This window comes from Dorea sp. AM58-8 (assembly GCF_003464045.1).
GTDB classification, from domain to species: domain Bacteria; phylum Bacillota; class Clostridia; order Lachnospirales; family Lachnospiraceae; genus Claveliimonas; species Claveliimonas ammoniilytica.
The window spans coordinates 72,404-91,253 of sequence record NZ_QSDM01000005.1 but is presented as its reverse complement, the minus strand read 5'-3'; the positions used below and the strand labels follow the sequence as shown (position 1 = coordinate 91,253).

The window sequence follows — 18,850 nt, the reverse complement described above, 5'->3', positions numbered from 1 at the left end:
AGGCAGCCCATTGGGCTGCCTTTTAAATGTCATTTATTTGGTCAGTACTTCTACACCTTTTTCGGTTACCAGTACCATGTATTCGATCTGTGCGGATAAACCGTCATCCAAGGTATATACAGTCCAGCCATTGTCTTCATCTACGAAGAACTCTGGTGTACCTTCGTTGATCATCGGCTCGATGGTGAACATCATGCCCGGTACCAGTACCATCTCAGTGCCTTTCTTGGTAACGTAGCTGACGAAAGGTTCTTCGTGGAATTCCAGTCCGATACCATGTCCGCCGATCTCTTCTACTACAGAATAGCCATTCGCCTGTGCATGGGAATTGATTGCATGAGCAATATCTCCCAGGTGACCCCAAGGCTTAGCTGCTTTTAATCCCAATTCTACGCATTCTTTTGTGACACGCATAATCTTCTCGCTGCGTTCGTCAAGATTGCCGATAGCGAACATACGTGATGCATCAGAATAATAGCCATTTAATATAGTGGAAACATCTACATTGATGATATCGCCATCCTGAAGAATCTCATCTTCGCTTGGAATACCATGGCAGATTACGTTGTTAATAGAAGTGCATACGCTCTTCGGAAATCCTTCATAGTTCAATGGAGCCGGAATGCCACCGTGCTCGGTTGTAAAGTCATATACTAATTTATCAATCTCGGCAGTTGACATGCCTGCTTTGATGTGTGCTGCTACGTGATCAAGAACAGCAGTGTTCAGATCTGCACTCTTTCTGATCTCAGCGATCTGTTCCGGTGTCTTGAGTAAACTTCTGTCCGGTACGATCTGTCCTTTGGATGCAAGATTCCAAAGCTTAATATCTAATCTATCCATGGATATATCCATCTCCTTTACCATTCTCGCTATCGTTTATTGTAGCACAATTCCGGGGGGTATGCTATAATAGATTTGCTTTTGGCAGACATTGATAAAATGTTATAAATTAAGGAGTAACTGATTCAGCTCCCAAACACACATGAGCAAAATTAGCTGCGAAGCAGCGAGAAAGCACGAAATTGTGCGGTTTTGCGAATGTGTGCAGGGGAGCAGAACGGTTCAACAGGGAGTTAGATACATGGGTTATACAGCATTATACCGCAAGTTCCGACCGACTGAATTCGAGGATGTGAAGGGACAGGATGCGGTTGTTAAGACATTAAAGAATCAGATCAGGACAGGCAGGATCAGCCATGCATATCTGTTCTGTGGAACAAGAGGTACCGGCAAGACGACGGTTGCCAAGATATTTGCCAAAGCGGTGAACTGTGAACATCCGGTGGACGGAAGTCCGTGCGGAGAATGCGAGATGTGTAAGGCAATCGCAGCAGGCACATCGATGAATGTGATCGAGATCGATGCGGCGTCTAATAACGGCGTGGATAATATCCGAGAGATCCGTGAAGAGGTAGCATATCGTCCGACGGAAGGCCGATATAAGGTTTATATTATCGATGAGGTGCATATGCTGTCGGCGGGAGCGTTCAATGCGTTGCTGAAGACACTGGAAGAACCGCCGGAGTATGTTATTTTTATACTTGCGACTACAGAGGCACATAAGATTCCGGTTACGATTCTGAGCCGTTGTCAGCGATATGATTTCAAGAGAATTTCGATTGAAACCATCTGTGACAGATTGAACGAACTGATTGAGAAGGAAGGTCTGGATGTAGAAGACAAAGCAGTCCGCTACATTGCCAGAATGGCAGACGGAGGCATGCGTGATGCACTGAGTCTGCTGGATCAGTGTGTGGCGTTTTATATCGGAGAGCGTCTGACCTATGACCGGGTACTGGAAGTGCTTGGCGCGGTAGATGTGGATGTGTTCAGCCGCATTTTTAAAGAGCTTGTGGCGAGAGATGTAAAAGGCGTGATTGAGACACTGGATGAGCTGATCATGCAGGGACGGGAGTTGTCGCAGCTTGCGGCTGATTTTACCTGGTATCTGCGTAATCTTCTGTTGTTGAAGAGTTCGGAGAATATGGAAGATGTGCTGGATGTTTCGACAGAGAATCTGGCAAGGATGAAGGAAGAGGCGGAATTAATCGAGATGGATGAATTGATCCGCTATATCCGCATTTTCTCGGATCTGACGAATCAGTTGAAGTTTTCATCGCAAAAGAGAGTGCTGTTGGAAGTAACATTTATCAAGCTGTGCAGACCGCAGATGGAGAGTGGACCAGATGCATTATTATCCAGAATAAGGGCATTGGAAGCAGAAGTGGAAAAAGGACTTTCTGCGCCGCAGACAGAGCGGGTTGTGTACCGGGAAGCAGTGGAAGAGAAGCCGGCCGGACCGAAGCCGGAGCTTCCGAAGGCATTATCCGAAGATATTCGGAATGTGGCAAAGAACTTCCGCAGTATCGCAGATAATGCGTCGATGATGCTGAAGCAGTATCTGAAACAGGCAAGACTCAGCGCAGGTGAGAATGACAGGCTGCTGATCGTGTTGCCAGATGAAGTAAGTGCCGGATTCGTGGCGAAGCCGGAGCACAAGGAAGAGATTATACATCTCATTGAAGAAAAAATCGGCAAGACTATGGAGATAGATGTCCGCCACGTGGAAGAAGGCAGACATTTTGAAGATAGTTTTGTGGATATACAAAAAATGGTTCACATGGATATTACCATTGAAGACTAACAGAGATTAAAGGAGGATACAGACCATGGCAAAACGTGGTGGATTCCCAGGCGGAGCAATGCCTGGAAATATGGCAAATCTTATGAAACAGGCGCAGAAGATGCAGCGCCAGATGGAAGAACAGGCAAAAGAAATGGAAGCGAAAGAGTACACGGCTACAGCCGGAGGCGGTGCGGTAGAGGTGAAGGTATCTGGCAAAAAGCAGCTTCTTTCTGTAAAGCTTGACGAAGAAGTAGTAGATCCGGATGATGTTGAGATGTTAGAAGATCTGATCGTAGCTGCTGTCAATGAAGCGTTGACACAGGTAGATCAGGCTGCAGCAGGAAGTATGTCTAAGCTGACAGGCGGCATGAATATGCCGGGAATGTTCTAATTATGGATTATTATAGTAGTCAGATTTCGAAACTGATCGAAGAACTGTCCAGACTTCCGGGCATTGGTCCGAAGTCTGCGCAGCGTCTGGCATTTCACCTGATCCATATGCCTAAAGAGCAAGTGAAAGAGCTTGCAGATTCTATGGTTGACGCCAGAGAGAATGTAAGATATTGCAGCTGCTGTTACACACTTACGGATCAGGAACTCTGCCCGATCTGTCGCAACAGCAAGCGTGATCATAAGACCATTATGGTAGTAGAGACGACCAGAGATCTGGCGGCTTATGAAAAGACGGGCAAATACGAAGGAGTCTATCATGTGCTTCACGGAGCTATCTCGCCGATGCTCGGTATCGGTCCCGGAGATATTAAGTTGAAGGAACTGATGCAGCGTCTGCAGGGAGATGTGAACGAAGTGATCATTGCGACTAATTCCAGCCTGGAAGGCGAGACAACAGCGATGTATATCAGTAAGCTGATCAAGCCGACCGGGATCAAGGTCAGCAGGATCGCGAGTGGGGTGCCGGTCGGAGGCGATCTGGAGTATATTGATGAAGTGACATTGCTTCGCGCGCTGGAAGGCAGAACAGAACTCTAAGTGAAATAAAACGCAAATGTGTTCTGAACATTTGCATAAAATGTGGCAATTTTGGAACATCTATTGACCGATATTATTTTTGTGGATATAATAAAAATACTTGGGTTACTAAGAAGGAAGCAAACATAATAGGAGGCAATTTTCATGAACAAAGTTGAATTGATGAAGACTGCTAATGAAGTACGCAAAGGCATCATTGAGGCCGTACATAGCGCAAAATCCGGACATCCGGGTGGTTCATTATCAGCAGCAGATATTTACACATATCTGTATTTTGAAGAAATGAATGTAGATCCAAAAGATCCTAAGAAGGCAGACAGAGACCGTTTTGTATTGTCCAAAGGACACACAACTCCAGGTTACTATTCTGTACTGGCACAGAGAGGATATTTTCCGGTAGAAGATCTTAAGACATTCCGTCATGTAGGATCTTACCTGCAGGGACACCCATGTATGCAGCATACTCCAGGTGTAGATATGTCTTCAGGTTCTCTGGGACAGGGAATCTCAGTTGCAGTCGGTATGGCTCTTTCAGCTAAGCTCTCTGGAGAGGACTATCGTGTATACACACTCCTTGGAGATGGAGAGATTCAGGAAGGACAGGTATGGGAGGCATCTATGCTTGCAGCTCATAAGAAACTGGACAACCTGGTAGTGATCGTTGATAATAATAACCTGCAGATCGATGGAGAGATTACAAAGGTTAATTCTCCATATCCGATCGATAAGAAGTTTGAAGCATTCAACTTCCATGTGATTAATGTAGACGGACATGACTTTGATCAGCTTGCTGCTGCATTTAAGGAAGCAAGAGAGACAAAAGGACAGCCGACAGCAATTATCGCCAAGACTGTAAAAGGTAAGGGCGTATCCTTTATGGAGAATCAGGCTAAATGGCATGGCTCAGCTCCGAACGATGAGCAGTATGCTATTGCTATGGAAGATTTGAAGAAAGTAGGTGAAGCGATATGTCAGAAGTAAAGAAGATTGCAACAAGAGAAAGTTACGGTAATGCATTAGCAGAACTTGGTAAAGAGCATGCAGACGTTGTAGTACTGGACGCTGACCTTGCCGGCGCTACTAAGACAGCTGTATTTATGAAGCTTTCCCGGAGCGTCATATCGACTGTGGTATCGCAGAGGCTAATATGATGGGTGTGGCAGCAGGACTTGCTACTACAGGTAAAGTACCATTTGCAAGTACATTTGCAATGTTCGCAGCAGGACGTGCATTTGAGCAGGTACGTAATTCCATCGGATATCCACACCTGAATGTTAAGATCGGTGCTACACATGCTGGTATTACAGTAGGTGAAGACGGTGCTACACATCAGTGCAATGAGGATATTGCTCTTATGAGAACAATTCCGGGAATGACAGTTATCTGCCCATCAGATGATGTTGAGGCAAGAGCAGCTGTATTTGCAGCATATGAATATGAGGGACCTGTTTACATGAGATTTGGTCGTGCAGCAGTTCCGGTAATCAATGACAAGCCGGATTACAAGTTCGAGATTGGTAAAGGAGTTACCCTCAGAGAAGGTAAAGACGTTACAATCATCGCAACAGGTATCCTGGTAGCTAACTGTCTGGAAGCAGCTGAGAAGCTTGCAGCAGATGGAATTGATGCAGAAGTAATCAACATCCACACAATCAAACCTATCGATGCTGATCTGATCGTTGCATCAGCTCAGAAGACCGGTAAGGTTGTTACAGCAGAAGAGCACTCTGTAATCGGTGGACTTGGCGGAGCAGTAGCAGAAGTTCTTACTGAGAAAGCGCCTACAAAGCAGCTTAGAATCGGAATCAACGATGTATTCGGCGAGTCTGGTCCGGCAGCGGAACTGGTTAAGAAATATGGCTTAGATGCAGACAGCATTTATGAGAAAGTAAAAGCATTCGTATAAGAGATATATGATATGTAGGACAGGCGTCCCGGCAATAGCCGGGGCGTTTTTGCTTTACAGGAAATTGCTTTCCTGTAAAGTAAAAACCGCTCCGCGAGGATGCGCACTGCGGCAGATAAGGTAGATGTCGCAAGCGACCGCCGCAGGCGCGAGAATGTGCCAAGGCACATTCTTTGTTCTGCAAAAAGCATATTATAATCCGCAAAATATCAAAATAAATTGATATTTTGCGGATTGCGGAGTATAATATTCGAAGAAAGTAATATACTTATCGATATAAACGTGGGGAGGTGCCCGACATGAAAACCTGTAAAGAGAAAGCAATGGAATGGGGGATTTCAGACCGTTCCGTGAATAACATGTGCAAGACTGGGAAGATACCAGGTGTGATGAAGGAAAAAGGTGTCTGGAAGATACCGGATGATGCAAGCAGACCTGTAGATAAAAGAGTCATTTCAGGAAAGTATATAAAAAGAGAAGTGCAGGGAGAGATAAAGCCGCTTCCTATCGGTATCTCGGATTATGTGCGTGCGCAATCAGAATATTACTATGTTGATAAGACATTGCTGATTAAGGAATTTCTGGATCAGAAGCCGTTAGTGTCATTATTCACACGACCAAGGAGATTTGGCAAGACCCTAAATATGGATATGCTCCGAGTATTTTTTGAGATCTCGGAGGAGAATACAGCGAAATATTTCGTGGATAAAAAGATATGGAGATGTGGTGCGGAATATCGCGCGCATCAGGGAAAGTATCCGGTTATATTTCTTACATTTAAGGATGTGAAGTTTGACACATGGGAAGCAACGCTTGATAAGATCCGTGGTCTCTTGCAGGAAGAATATGGGAGACATCAAGAACTGATCACCAGTGACAGACTTGTGGAATATGAAAAAGAATATTTTCAGAAGATACTTAGTGGAACTGCGGGTGAAGTGGAGCTTACAACGTCCCTGGAAAGATTGTCAAAGATGCTTTGTACTTATTATGACAGAGCACCGATCATTATTATTGATGAATATGACACACCGATTCAGGAGGGGTATTCTAAGGATTTCTATGAAGAGATTATAGGATTCATGCGCAATTTCTTCTCGGGAGCATTTAAGGATAATAAGAATCTTTCGTATGGCTTTCTGACGGGCATCCTTCGGATAGCACAGGAAAGTATTTTCAGCGGCCTTAATAATTTGACGGTTAATTCTGTGATGGACGAGGAATATGATAATTATTTTGGCTTTACTGAAACGGAAGTACAGGCGATGCTGGAATATTATAAAGTGCCTGAGAAGAAAAAGGAACTTCGTGAATGGTATGACGGATATTTATTTGGTAAGGAAGATATCTACAATCCGTGGTCAGTCATTAATTATATTTCCAGAGGATGTATACCGCAGGCATACTGGGTGAACACCGGGAAGAATGAGATTCTGGAAGACGTGTTAAAGATTGCCACAGACGATATAACCGAGAAATTATATTCACTTCTGCAAGGCGAAAAAGTAGTTGCGAGGATTGACCAGAATGTAGTCTACAGATCGATCGCAGAAGATCCGGCTAATATTTACAGCCTGCTGTTAGTAGCTGGATACTTGAAGACACCCAAAAAGGAACTGCAGATGGACGGTTCGTATCTGTGTGAGGTATCAATCCCTAACAGAGAGATCGCAGCAGTCTATAAGACGGAGATTCTGTCACATTTGCTGCAAATCGGAGTGATTACAAGAACCACAGCCAATAAGATCGCGGAAAGTCTTTTTACAAACGATCACAGTAAGCTTCAAAAGGCAATTGGTGAGTACATGGATAAATCCATCAGTTTTTATGATGCCGGGGCAGAAGGATTCTATCACGGTCTGGTATTGGGACTGATCGCATTGATGGATAATCAGTATAAGATAACATCGAACCGGGAATCCGGAGATGGAAGATATGATATCAGTATGTTTCCGAGAGAAGCGAGATATCCGGGAATTATCATGGAACTTAAATGGCAGAAAGACATGGATATAGAATCTTTGGATGTGCTTGCAGATGAAGCGTTGGACCAGATTGATCGTAAAAGATATGATGCTGATATGAAGAACGATGGGATGAAAGATATATTGAAGTTTGGAATTGCATTTTCAGGGAAAAAAGTAAGTGTAAAGATGAACAGATAAATAAAACGGATGTGTAAAATCAAAGTAGATTTTTGCACATCCGTTTTTTGCATAGTTAATTACCGAAAAACAGATTCATATCTTCTTCTACGGTAGTAATTCCTGCGATTCCAAAGTTCTCAACCAGCACTTTGGTAACATTTAGGCTTAAGAATGCTGGCAGTGTCGGGCCGAGATGGATATTCTTGATTCCGAGAGACAACAGCGCCAGCAGCACCAATACAGCTTTCTGTTCATACCAGGCAATATTGTAAATGACCGGAAGCTCATTAATATCATCCAGACCGAACAACTCCTGCAATTTCAGCGCGATGACGGCAATGGAATAAGAGTCGTTACACTGTCCGGCATCCAGTACACGTGGGATACCGTTAATATCGCCGAGATCTAATTTGTTGTAGCGGTATTTGGCGCAGCCGGCGGTCAGGATGACAGTATCGTCCGGGAGTGCTTTGGCAAATTCCGTATAATATTCGCGACTGTTAAAACGTCCGTCGCATCCTGCCATGACGACGAAGTTGCGTATGGCACCGGAACGGACGGCGTCTACGATCTGGTCGGCGAGTGCGAAGACCTGTGCATGGGCGAAACCGCCGACGATCGTGCCGCTTTCCAGTTGCTCCGGAGGTGGGCATTTTTTTGCGTGCTCGATGATCTCCGAGAAATCTTTCTCTTCTCCGATTCCGCCCGGAATGTAATGGCAGCCAGGATAGCCCACAGGACCAGTGTTGTAGATACGGTCCTGATAACTGGAATTTGGCGGAACGAGACAGTTGGTGGTCATGAGGATCGGACCGCGGAATGCTTCAAATTCTTCTTTCTGTTTCCACCAGGAACCGCCGTAATTGCCATAGAAATGATTGTATTTCTTGAAGGCGGGATAGTAGTTGGCAGGAAGCATTTCGGAGTGGGTATAAATGTCGATGCCACTGTCTTTTGATTGCTCTAAGAGCATTTCCAGATCCCGCAGGTCGTGACCAGATACCAGAATGCCCGGGCGTGTTCCAACATCAATTCGGACGTTGGTAATTTCAGGATTCCCGTAAGCGTCGGTGTTAGCTTTGTCCAGGAGTGCCATTCCCTCGACACCGTGTCTGCCGACTTCCAGAGTCAGATCTACAAGTTCAGGAACAGTCAGTTCATCATCTAAGGTATCGGCTAATGCCCGTTGGATAAATGCATCCAGTTTTTCACTGTCCTGAAGCAGGGCGTTGGCGTGCTTTGTGTAAGCGGATAATCCTTTGAGTCCGTACGTAATCAGAGCCCGAAGCGAGTTGATATCGTCATCATCACTGGATAAGATGCCAGATTCTGCAGCTTTTTCGGTAAAGGTATCGACAGCCCCATACCAGGTCGAAGCGTCCGGAAGATCAGAAGTATCCTTTAACTGACGTAGAAGAAGCTGCGTCTGTTCGAGAGTTTTAATGATGCGATCAGTAATGAAGTCTTCGTCGAAATTGGCATTGGTGATTGTCACAAACAGATTGAATGTAACAAGATGGTTGACATTACCGGAGACTGGCATTCCTTCCTCACGGAGTCTGGTTGTAACTGCGGATAGTCCTTTTGTGACATACACTAAGAGATCCTGCAGATTCGATACGGAAGGCCGTTTGCCGCAGACACCGACGCGTGTACAGCCGGAGCCTCCGGCAGTTTCCTGACATTGATAACAGAACATGTTGTAATCCATAAATGGTTCCTCCTTGAATTGTGTCAATAATATCATAGGTAGTTTCTCCCATTTTTTCAGTTGTTAAACGTGGTTTGGAATACAATTTTCAGGGCAATATAAAGTAGTAATATTTGAAGTTCAAGGCGATCTGTAATATACTGGAAATGTTATAAAGTTATAGAATGTAAAATGCAGGTAACTGTATGGAACAGTTACGGGACAACAGGAGAATGAGAACGTGAAATATCTGATACCGTATTTGAAAAAATACAAAAAAGAAAGTATACTTGCGCCGCTGTTTAAGATGCTGGAAGCATGCTTTGACTTGATCGTGCCACTGATCGTGGCAGATCTGATCGATGTGGGAATTGCGGGCAGGGATACACATTATATACTGACACATTTCGGATTACTGCTTGTGATGGCACTGCTTGGACTTACCTGTAGCTTTACCGCACAGTATTTTGCGGCGAGAGCGGCAACGGGAACATCCGCAGGACTTCGGCATGAACTGCTGGACAAGATCCAGAGTCTCAGCCTAACGGAATTTGATCAGACAGGAGCGGCAACGCTGATCACACGTATGACCAGCGATGTGAATCAGGTGCAGAATGGACTGAATATGACATTACGTCTTTTCATGAGAAGCCCGTTCATTGTATTTGGCGCGATGATCATGGCATTTACGATCAATGCGAAGATGGCATTGCTGTTTGTTGCAGCGATTGTGGTACTGTTTATTATCGTGTTTGGTGTAATGAAGCTGACGGCTCCGTTATATAGACGTACGCAGCAAAAGCTGGATAAGATCACCGAGGCGACAAGGGAAGATCTGACAGGTGTACGTGTGATTCGTGCATTTGGAAGAGAAGAGACGCAGATTACGAACTTTGCAGAACGCAACAGTAAGCTGCTGCACGCGCAGATTCATGTGGGAGATATGTCGGCAATCATGAATCCACTGACTTATGTGACAATTAATGCAGTTATCATTGCTGTTCTTTGGTTTGGTTCCGATATGGTAGAGGGGGGTGTGCTCTTTTCCGGAGACATTATTGCACTGATCAACTATATTAATCAGATTCTGGTGGAACTTGTGAAGCTTGCTAATCTGATCGTTATCATCAGCAAGTCACTTGCAAGTATGGGACGTGTCGGTCAGGTATTGGATATGGAAAGTTCAATGACCTTTGAGGGAAATGCAAAAGGAACTGAGACAGCAGAGGCAGTTCGGTTTGAACATGTAGATATGCGCTATGCAGGTGCGGGAGCAGACTCCCTGACGGATATTACATTTACGGCAAAGAAAGGACAGACGATCGGAATCATCGGAGGTACGGGAAGTGGTAAATCTTCGCTGGTGCAGTTGATCCTGCGATTTTATGATGCGGCGAAGGGGAATGTCTATTTGAACGGTGAGCCGATCCAGAACTGGAGTCAGGAGGCGTTGCGGGAGAAGGTGGCAATCGTGCCTCAGAAGGCACAGCTGTTTACCGGGACAATCCGAAGTAATCTTCTAATGGGAAAAGCGGATGCTACAGAGGATGAGATGTGGAGAGCATTGGAGATTGCTCAGGCAGCTGAAGTGGTCCGCGGAAAGGCTGGCGGACTGGATGAGCCGGTAGAACAGGGCGGCGCTAATTTCTCCGGCGGACAGAAACAGCGTCTTACCATTGCAAGAGCGTTGATCGCCCAGGCGGATATCCTGATATTAGATGACAGCTCATCGGCGCTGGATTACGCGACCGATGCGGCACTTCGGAAAGCATTAAAAACATTGCCGGAAGAAACAACCGTGTTTATCGTCAGTCAGCGTGCAGGAACGATCGCTCATGCAGATCAGATTCTGGTACTGGATGACGGACAGATGGCAGGTATTGGCACTCACGAAGAACTGCTTGCATCTTGTCAGGTATACCGGGAAATTTATGAAAGTCAGTTTGAAAAGAAAACGGAGGTGAGATCATGAAAGAAAAACGTACATGGAAAAAGATATTATTTCTGATCCGCCCTTATAAGTTATATGTGCTGTGCAGCCTGCTGTGTGCACTGCTCAGCGTAACGGCGAGTCTGCTGATCCCGGTGTTTACGGGGAATGTGATCGATACCTTTGCAGAAGGAGCAGCGGCGCATGGCGACCGTGATCATTATCTGCTCATCCTTGGAGTGGTAGCTGTGATCGCGGCAGCAGCGCAGTATATTATGGCGGCATTTAATAACCGGGTTACGTACCGGGTGTGCCGAGATATGCGTGATAAGGTCAGCAGGAAAATGCATCGTCTGCCACTTGCTTATCTGGATAATCATCCGACCGGAGATCTGGTCAGCCGTATGGTAGCGGATGTGGATACCTTTGCGGACGGTCTGCTGATGGGATTTACCCAGTTATTTTCCGGAGTGATCACGATTGTAGCGATTCTTGGAATTATGCTGTATCTGAATACACTGATTGCACTGACGGTATTGATATTGACGCCGCTGTCTATCCTGGTTGCAAGATTTATTGCTTCCGCAACTCATAAGTTTTTTGAGGCACAGGCGGCAATCCGTGGTGAGCAGACTGCCATGATCAATGAGCTGGTAGAAGGACAGCGTGTAGTCAAAGCATTTGGTCTGGAAGAGGAGAAACTTACAGAATTCGATGAGGTAAATGATAAATTACAACAGGTGGCGATGAAGGCAACATTCTTTTCCAGCCTGACCAATCCCAGTACCCGTCTGGTGAATAATATCGTGTATGCGGTGATTACATTGATTGGAGCATTTTTTACAGTATCCGGCGGTATTACCATCGGGCAGTTGAGCGTGTTCCTGAATTATGCCAGTCAGTATGCGAAGCCATTTAATGAGATCAGCAGTGTGGTAACAGAGTTGCAGAATGCGATTTCCTGTGCGGAACGTATTTTTGATATTCTGGAAGAGGCAGATCAAGTGTCGGAAAAAGATCTGGCAATCAGCCTGGAGTGTAAAGGTGAGGTGGAACTTGACCACGTAGCATTCCGGTATGTGCCGGACAGACCACTGATCAAAGATCTGAATCTGAAGGTGAATTCTGGTGAGCGTGTGGCGATTGTCGGGCCGACCGGGTGTGGTAAGACAACGATCATCAATCTGCTGATGAGATTCTATGATGTGGATTCCGGTGAGATCCGTGTAGATGGCGCAGATATCCGGGATATGACAAGACATGATCTGAGGGGAAGATATGGGATGGTGCTTCAGGATACCTGGCTCTGCACCGGAACAGTTCGGGAGAATATCGCTTATGGCAAACCAGATGCCACGGAGGAAGAGGTTATAGAGGCAGCGAAGGCAGCTCATGCAGATTCCTTTATCCGCAGACTTCCGAAGGGATATGACACCATGATCACAGGTGGCGGCGGTAATCTGTCAGCCGGACAGAGACAGCTGTTGTGTATTGCGAGAGCCATGCTGTGTCTGCCAATGATGCTGATTCTGGATGAAGCAACATCTTCCATTGATACACGTACGGAAATGAAGATTCAGTCTGCATTTGCAAAAATGATGAAGGGACGTACCAGCTTTATTGTAGCACACAGACTCTCAACGATCCGAGAGGCAGATGTGATTCTGGTTATGAAAGACGGAAGTATTATCGAGCAGGGGAACCACAAAGAACTGCTGGCAGCAGGCGGTTTCTATGCGAATCTGTATAACAGTCAGTTTGTAACTGTTCAGAGCTGAGCAGATTTTCAGGTGCTCTGAACAGTTGTAGATATCAGAGATATTTCGACATCATCAATAGAATAACGACAGAAGAGAAGCGCCTGCGGCAATTGCCGGGGCGCTTTTTCGCATACCGCAGGAGAAAAAGAAGAAACTTTGTGAAAACAGATTTCACCGATTGCTAAAATACGCGCAGATCACGTGCTATGATAGGCGCAAATATTGGGTGAGGTGAGTATAAATGGAGAGACAATTTCCAAAAAATGTAAAACAGATCGGAAATGTCAGTGACAGTCCGCGCATTTACGTGGAAGATTATGTGGAGACATTTCTGAATCAATTGGAAGAACAGGGAAGAGAAGTGACGATAACGGCATTTTTGCTGGGAGAAAAGGTGCAGATTGAGGGAGAAGAATGTATCTTTGTGACCGGTGCCTTGCAGGTGAAGGATAGTATTTTGGAGGAAATAGATCCAGTGATCACGAAAGAAGAATTGGAAACGGCAAAGGTGGAGAGCCGGGAATATTTCCATGAAATGGACATTATAGGATGGTTTCAGACTGTACCGGACAGACCGCTTGCATTAAGTCGGGAAATGGCAAAAGCGCACGAAAAATTAATGCCGGAAAAGAACAGTTTATTGATCTTGAAAGGACAGGAAGAAGAACTGTATTTTGCCTATAAATTTAAAGAACTGATGGAGATTGGCGGGCATTATATATTTTATGAAAAGAATCCGGACATGCAGAGTTACATGATCCGGGAACGCAGGCAGATTGGCGTGACACCCAGCGAAGTGGTTGAGGATCGAGCTGCAAAGGATTTTCGCAGCACCATAAAAGGGCGGATGGAAGTCAGAGAGCAGAGGCGGGAATCCAGATACGTATATCTGACAAGTGTCCTGTTAGTTGTAATAGTGCTTGCAATCGGTATCTCAACTATGAATAATTATGATAAAATGAATTCCGTGCAGAATTCGATCGAAACGTTGTCTTCGAATATGGGAGCAAACGGATCATCCGGAAAAAATGCGCAGAATAATCAGGATACACAGGAAACGCAGAGCCAGGATGCGCAGAATTCAGATGAGCAGAGTGATCAGCAGATCGCAGAACAGACCGGGCAGGGTGACCAGGGAGAGAATGCGGGCGGAACTGATGAAGCATCGCAGGAGACGAATGGAGGAACCACACCGGATCCGTCTACGATTCAGGAGGAACTGCAGGGCTCATCTGAGGATTATTATGTGGTACAGAAGGGAGATACACTGGATCTGATCAGCAAAAAGCTCTATGGGACAACTTCAGAAACGGATGCAATCTGCAGGATGAATGGATTAAAAGATGGGAATCTGATATTCATCGGACAGAAATTGTTATTGCCATAAAAGTGTGGTATGATAAGGAAGTCTAAGTAGGCAGTAAATGGAATGTTGAATAAAACCGTTACTATAGAGTAAAGGGGATAAAAATGAGACGAAAGAAGAAATCAGATATACATATAGTAGAGAATCATGAGGATGAGACCGATGCACTGATTGATGAAGTGTTGAAGGAGCTCCGGGAAGAGGATGGCGTGCAGGAGGAGATTGACGAACAGGTGCGTAAGCATAGGAAGAGTCAAAAGACAAAGAGGATTATCGCGGCGGTTCTGATCGTCGTCGTAGTTGTAGCAATGGTATTGGTGGTTAATCTGAGAACCTATACGACATCCAGAGTCAGTACGACTTATGAGATCAATGCAGAAGGGAATGTAAGCTATCTGGAATTTGGTAATGGAGTGTTGAAATACAGTAAGGATGGTATCGCGCTGGTGAACCGTAAGGGTGATGAAGAGTGGAATCAACCTTATCAGATTAAGAATCCCATTGTAAATATGTGGCAAGATGAAGCAGCGGTTGTAGCCGACAAAGGTGGCAATACGATCATGGTTATGGATAAAAAAGGTCTGAAAGGCGAGATGCAGACGGCACTTCCGGTAGAAAGGGTATCCGTGTCTTCACAGGGAATTGTCTGTGCAGTACTTACGACCAATGCCTCACCGAAGCTGGTCTGCTATGATGCAGAAGGGAATGTGCTTGTAGAGCTTACCACATCTCTCTCTGGTACGGGATATCCAATGGATGTCAGTCTGTCGGAGGACGGCAAGATGCTTCTGGTATCCTATCTCAGTGTACAGAAAGGTCAGATTCTGACCAAAGTAGTATATTATAGCTTTGATGGAACCAAGGAGAAGAGTCAGGATTATGAAGTGACATCAGACGAGTATCCTGGAGTTGTGGCTGCATCAGCATATTATATGGATGCGGATACATCAGCAGTAGTGACAGATAACAGTCTGCTCATTTACAAAGGTGCAGAGAAGCCGAAGCTTTCCAAGAATATTACAATAAATAAAAAGATCAAGAGTGCATTTCACAGTGACAAATATATCGGTCTGGTTTTAAAAAATGAAGGAAAAGGCGGATACGAACTGTGCCTGTATAATAAATCGGGCAAGAAGATCCTGTCGGAAGACTTTACCGGTGACTATGCCAATGTGAAGATCAGTGGCAGTCAGGTGTTGATGTACGATGGTAAAAAATGTAGTGTTTATACTCGTAACGGCATTCATAAATATCAGGGTGAAGTGGATGATGTTATTCTGGAGATATTCCCTACATTCGGAGTGAACAAATATATAGTGATGAGTGCAAATGGGATGGAAGTTGTCCGGTTTGTAAAGTAAGGAGAAATATATGGATAACTGGTTAGTGGCCGTTGTGGCAGGAGCTTTTTTGCTTGGTCTGATCATAGGTATTGCAAGAGGGGCGATTAAAATCACAGTATCACTTCTGGCAACAATCGTGACATTTGTGCTGGTCTTCTTTTTGACACCGTATGTGAGTAAAGGAATTACAAAGATGACACCTGCACAGGATGTTCTGGAGACAAAGATAGAGTCTACAATTGCCGGGATGGTCATGGGAGACAGCGAAGAAGGCGGAACGAACAAAGAAGACCAGATTCGGAGTGCGCTGAAAGCAGCGGGCGTGGACGAAGACAGACTAAATGAACTTGGCATTACCGTAGAAGATATTGCGAACGGTAGTATCAGCAAGAATGATCTGGCAGAAATGGGAATTTCGCGGAATATTCTGGATGGCATTAATCAGCAGAGTGCAGATAATGGGACTGAGTCACCGGAAAACATCGAAATTCCACGAGATATGCAGATCTCGGCAATCGAGAATGCGGACATACCATCAGTATTTAAGAATCTGCTTCTGACGAACAACAACAGTGAGATCTACGATAAGCTTGGTGTGACCGGATTCGTGAGTTATGTGTCTGCTTATATGGCAAAACTGATCATCAACGTAGCGGCATTTTTGCTGACATTTATAGTTGTTTCGATCATACTTCGGGCGATTATTTTCTCGCTGAATGTGGTGTCGGAGCTTCCGGTAGTTGGTCTGGTGAATCGCCTGGCAGGAGGTGTGCTTGGTATGCTGATGGTACTGATAATCGTGTGGCTGGTATTTCTTGTGATCACAATGTTGTACACAACCGGAATCGGAAAAAGTATGATTGCTATGATTCAGGAAAATGAATTTCTTAAAACGATTTATGAGTATAATCCGGTGCTGAAGCTGGCGACATCCATGAAACTGTAAAATATGCTATTGAGTATAATGGAGACAAAACTAATGATCTCTAATGTTCAGATAGTCTGGAAAAGTTTAAGGAATGCTTTGAATTTTCGAAGCATTCTTTTTTTTGTGCAATAACCAGCTATGCGAGATGACCTTGCAATGAAAAACTGGTCTGGTTAAAAATATAAAAACTGGATATTCAAAACAGTCCATGTTTGGAGTAACATTCATACTAATCCTATAGGTAAGATGTTGGGGGCGGGTCCCAAGGTCTTTCATCCACTTATGAGCGAGCTCATGTGGATTTAGACCTTTTGACCCTGGCATCATAGGTAAATAACGATAATAAATGATAAAAAGCAGGAGGGCTCTGAAAATGAGTACAGAAAGATATGAATTAAATAAACAGCTGGCGCAGATGTTAAAAGGTGGAGTTATCATGGATGTTACGACACCGGAGCAGGCAAGGATTGCAGAAGAAGCAGGTGCATGTGCGGTCATGGCGCTGGAGAGGATTCCGGCAGATATCCGTGCCGCAGGCGGTGTATCTCGTATGAGTGATCCGAAAATGATCAAAGGGATCCAGGAAGCCGTTTCCATCCCGGTTATGGCCAAATGCAGAATCGGACATTTCGTAGAAGCGCAGATTTTAGAGGCCATCGAGATTGACTACATAGATGAAAGTGAAGTGTTGTCACCGGCGGATAATGTATATCATATTGACAAGCATCAGTTCAAGGTTCCATTTGTATGTGGAGCAAAGGATCTCGGTGAAGCACTCAGAAGAATCAATGAAGGTGCATCCATGATCCGTACTAAAGGAGAACCTGGAACCGGAGATGTGGTTCAGGCAGTGACACATATGAGAAAGATGAATCAGCAGATCGCACAGCTTGTGGCGATGAGAGACGATGAACTGTTTGAGGCAGCTAAGACACTTCAGGTGCCATATGAGTTGGTGGAATATGTACATAGTAATGGAAAACTTCCGGTTGTAAACTTTGCAGCAGGCGGTGTGGCAACTCCGGCTGATGCGGCACTTATGATGCAGCTTGGCGCAGAAGGTGTATTTGTAGGTTCTGGTATCTTTAAGTCCGGTGATCCGAAGAAGCGTGCAGCAGCGATCGTAAAAGCCGTTACGAATTACAAGGATCAGAAGATGCTGGCAGAACTTTCAGAAGATCTTGGAGAAGCAATGGTCGGAATCAATGAACAGGAGATTAAACTGCTGATGGCAGAGAGGGGCAAATAAAGTGAGAGTAGCGATACTTGCAGTACAGGGCGCGTTTATCGAACATCGGAAAAAACTGGAATCACTTGGCGCAGAATGTATTGAGCTTCGGAAAAAAGAAGATCTGGAACAACCATTTGACGGTCTGGTACTTCCGGGAGGTGAGAGTACCGTACAGGGAAAGCTTTTGCGAGAACTTGAGATGTACGATTTCTTAAAAGAAAAGATTGAAAGTGGAATGCCGGTACTGGCAACCTGCGCGGGACTGATTCTTTTGGCAGAACATTTAAGCAATGACGAGCACGTGTACTTTGGTACACTGCCTGTCACTGTGCGGCGAAATGCTTATGGGAGACAACTGGGAAGCTTTCATACAGATGCAGAAGTTAAAGGCATCGGAGAAGTGCCGATGACATTTATCAGAGCACCTTATATTGAGACAGCAGACGAGCAGGTTCAGGTGCTCGCCCATGTAGATGACAGAATCGTGGCAGTGCAGTACGGTGCGCAGATCGGCTTGTCATTTCACCCAGAACTGGATGCGGATAATCGGATTCATGAAAAATTCTTGGAATTGATAGCTGACTGAATCATTGACCGTCCGTTATAAAACACAGTTCGAATATAAAAACAACAATTGTAGAAAAAATTAAAAAAATTTGCAAAAACCCCTTGCATTTTTTTACGCAAGGGGTTATATTAAACGAGTGATATGAATCACGTATTCCTCGATAGCTCAATGGTAGAGCACACGGCTGTTAACCGTGGGGTTGTTGGTTCGAGCCCAACTCGGGGAGCTTAAGACCTGTAAAGCATAGCTTTACAGGTCTTTTATATTGTGATGAGATGAAGTTGACAGATGACAGATGACAGATGACAGATGACAGGTGCGGGACAATTGTGTTCCGCGCTTTTGTATTATAAGGTAAACCT

14 protein-coding genes, 1 tRNA gene and 1 pseudogene are annotated in these 18,850 nt (G+C 44.9%); 14 read left to right on the top strand and 2 right to left on the bottom strand.

The annotated features are described in order from the left end of the window. Nucleotides 1-33 precede the first annotated feature (33 nt). Nucleotides 34-843, bottom strand: coding sequence for a type I methionyl aminopeptidase (gene map, locus DXA18_RS05850; RefSeq protein ID WP_118383101.1), 810 nt, complete (start codon nt 841-843; stop codon nt 34-36). 241 nt (nt 844-1,084) lie between these two features. On the opposite strand from map, the gene dnaX reads away from it, so the two are divergent. The 6 genes and pseudogenes from dnaX (at nt 1,085) to DXA18_RS05820 (ending at nt 7,690) form a co-directional block, all read left to right on the top strand. Beyond that, nucleotides 1,085-2,647 carry a DNA polymerase III subunit gamma/tau gene (gene dnaX / locus DXA18_RS05845; RefSeq protein WP_118383100.1) on the top strand — a complete coding sequence of 521 codons (1,563 nt, stop codon included), beginning with the start codon at nt 1,085-1,087 and terminating at the stop codon, nt 2,645-2,647. Nucleotides 2,648-2,672: 25 nt separating this feature from the next. Beyond that, entirely contained in the window at nt 2,673-3,020 is a 348-nt protein-coding gene (locus DXA18_RS05840; protein ID WP_118383099.1) for a YbaB/EbfC family nucleoid-associated protein, read from the top strand. Between the two features lie 2 nt (nt 3,021-3,022). Then, nucleotides 3,023-3,619, top strand: coding sequence for a recombination mediator RecR (recR, locus tag DXA18_RS05835; RefSeq protein WP_118383098.1), 597 nt, complete (start codon nt 3,023-3,025; stop codon nt 3,617-3,619). Between the two features lie 144 nt (nt 3,620-3,763). Next, entirely contained in the window at nt 3,764-4,600 is an 837-nt protein-coding gene (locus DXA18_RS05830) for a transketolase (RefSeq protein ID WP_118383097.1), read from the top strand. Beyond that, nucleotides 4,588-5,525: pseudogene (locus tag DXA18_RS05825) on the top strand (transketolase family protein). Before DXA18_RS05830 ends, DXA18_RS05825 begins: the two are co-directional and overlap by 13 nt. Before the next feature lie 299 nt (nt 5,526-5,824). Next, nucleotides 5,825-7,690: an AAA family ATPase gene (locus tag DXA18_RS05820; RefSeq protein ID WP_118383096.1), complete on the top strand. Its 1,866-nt coding sequence runs from the start codon at nt 5,825-5,827 to the stop codon at nt 7,688-7,690. A 55-nt stretch (nt 7,691-7,745) separates the two neighbouring features. On the opposite strand, the gene hcp is transcribed toward DXA18_RS05820, so the two are convergent. Continuing rightward, complete coding sequence (gene hcp / locus DXA18_RS05815) at nt 7,746-9,383, bottom strand: hydroxylamine reductase (protein WP_118383095.1); 1,638 nt, start codon at nt 9,381-9,383, stop codon at nt 7,746-7,748. Nucleotides 9,384-9,603: 220 nt separating this feature from the next. On the opposite strand from hcp, the gene DXA18_RS05810 reads away from it, so the two are divergent. The 8 genes from DXA18_RS05810 (at nt 9,604) to DXA18_RS05775 (ending at nt 18,714) form a co-directional block, all read left to right on the top strand. Next, complete coding sequence (locus DXA18_RS05810; protein ID WP_118383094.1) at nt 9,604-11,334, top strand: ABC transporter ATP-binding protein; 1,731 nt, start codon at nt 9,604-9,606, stop codon at nt 11,332-11,334. After that, nucleotides 11,331-13,070 carry an ABC transporter ATP-binding protein gene (locus DXA18_RS05805; RefSeq protein WP_118383093.1) on the top strand — a complete coding sequence of 580 codons (1,740 nt, stop codon included), beginning with the start codon at nt 11,331-11,333 and terminating at the stop codon, nt 13,068-13,070. Before DXA18_RS05810 ends, DXA18_RS05805 begins: the two co-directional genes overlap by 4 nt. A gap of 223 nt (nt 13,071-13,293) precedes the next feature. Then, nucleotides 13,294-14,439: a LysM peptidoglycan-binding domain-containing protein gene (locus DXA18_RS05800; protein WP_118383092.1), complete on the top strand. Its 1,146-nt coding sequence runs from the start codon at nt 13,294-13,296 to the stop codon at nt 14,437-14,439. Nucleotides 14,440-14,522: 83 nt separating this feature from the next. Continuing rightward, a complete protein-coding gene (locus DXA18_RS05795) occupies nt 14,523-15,779 on the top strand; it encodes a DUF5711 family protein (RefSeq protein WP_118383091.1) in 1,257 nt (418 codons plus the stop codon). A 10-nt stretch (nt 15,780-15,789) separates the two neighbouring features. Next, entirely contained in the window at nt 15,790-16,707 is a 918-nt protein-coding gene (locus tag DXA18_RS05790; RefSeq protein ID WP_118383090.1) for a CvpA family protein, read from the top strand. A gap of 355 nt (nt 16,708-17,062) precedes the next feature. Next, complete coding sequence (gene pdxS / locus DXA18_RS05785) at nt 17,063-17,938, top strand: pyridoxal 5'-phosphate synthase lyase subunit PdxS (RefSeq protein WP_118383089.1); 876 nt, start codon at nt 17,063-17,065, stop codon at nt 17,936-17,938. A gap of 1 nt (nt 17,939) precedes the next feature. Next, nucleotides 17,940-18,506, top strand: a complete 567-nt coding sequence (gene pdxT, locus DXA18_RS05780; RefSeq protein ID WP_118383088.1) for a pyridoxal 5'-phosphate synthase glutaminase subunit PdxT — start codon at nt 17,940-17,942, stop codon at nt 18,504-18,506. 136 nt (nt 18,507-18,642) lie between these two features. Continuing rightward, nucleotides 18,643-18,714: transfer RNA gene (locus DXA18_RS05775), tRNA-Asn, on the top strand. The last annotated feature ends 136 nt before the right edge of the window (nt 18,715-18,850 follow it).

Bases quoted from the DNA above. Each gene is read 5' to 3' on its own strand.
- map (WP_118383101.1), bottom strand. From the start codon at position 843: ATGGATAGATTAGATATTAAGCTTTGGAATCTTGCATCCAAAGGACAG.
- dnaX (WP_118383100.1), top strand. From the start codon at position 1,085: ATGGGTTATACAGCATTATACCGCAAGTTCCGACCGACTGAATTCGAG.
- DXA18_RS05840 (WP_118383099.1), top strand. From the start codon at position 2,673: ATGGCAAAACGTGGTGGATTCCCAGGCGGAGCAATGCCTGGAAATATG.
- recR (WP_118383098.1), top strand. From the start codon at position 3,023: ATGGATTATTATAGTAGTCAGATTTCGAAACTGATCGAAGAACTGTCC.
- DXA18_RS05830 (WP_118383097.1), top strand. From the start codon at position 3,764: ATGAACAAAGTTGAATTGATGAAGACTGCTAATGAAGTACGCAAAGGC.
- DXA18_RS05820 (WP_118383096.1), top strand. From the start codon at position 5,825: ATGAAAACCTGTAAAGAGAAAGCAATGGAATGGGGGATTTCAGACCGT.
- hcp (WP_118383095.1), bottom strand. From the start codon at position 9,383: ATGGATTACAACATGTTCTGTTATCAATGTCAGGAAACTGCCGGAGGC.
- DXA18_RS05805 (WP_118383093.1), top strand. From the start codon at position 11,331: ATGAAAGAAAAACGTACATGGAAAAAGATATTATTTCTGATCCGCCCT.
- DXA18_RS05800 (WP_118383092.1), top strand. From the start codon at position 13,294: ATGGAGAGACAATTTCCAAAAAATGTAAAACAGATCGGAAATGTCAGT.
- DXA18_RS05795 (WP_118383091.1), top strand. From the start codon at position 14,523: ATGAGACGAAAGAAGAAATCAGATATACATATAGTAGAGAATCATGAG.
- DXA18_RS05790 (WP_118383090.1), top strand. From the start codon at position 15,790: ATGGATAACTGGTTAGTGGCCGTTGTGGCAGGAGCTTTTTTGCTTGGT.
- pdxS (WP_118383089.1), top strand. From the start codon at position 17,063: ATGAGTACAGAAAGATATGAATTAAATAAACAGCTGGCGCAGATGTTA.